Here is a 236-nt window from a genome sequence, read left to right on the forward strand (position 1 = left end):
GGCACCCCCAGGACGACTCGGCCGCTGATTGGGATGTGCGAGCAGATCGCTGTGCAGGGCCACGACGGCGAGGTCGTCCGCGGGACCATGACCCCTCGAGACTGCGGAGGTGCCCATGCCTCAGATCTGGGCCGGTGTGGACGCTGGAAAGACCCACCACCACTGCGTGGTGATCGACGCCGGCGGGCACCGGTTGCTGTCGCGACGAGTGGCCAACGACGAACCGGACCTGCTCA

Annotated in this window: 1 pseudogene (running past one end of the window); it reads left to right on the top strand. The window is 68.2% G+C overall.

Going from position 1 to position 236, the window contains the following annotated elements:
* Nucleotides 1–109: 109 nt before the first annotated feature.
* Nucleotides 110–236: pseudogene (locus ACFFNX_RS51055) on the top strand (IS110 family RNA-guided transposase) (its annotated part continues 1013 nt past the right edge of the window); the annotation flags it as partial.

Source organism: Actinoallomurus acaciae (assembly GCF_042429965.1).
In the GTDB taxonomy this organism is placed as follows: Bacteria; Actinomycetota; Actinomycetes; order Streptosporangiales; family Streptosporangiaceae; genus Actinoallomurus; species Actinoallomurus acaciae.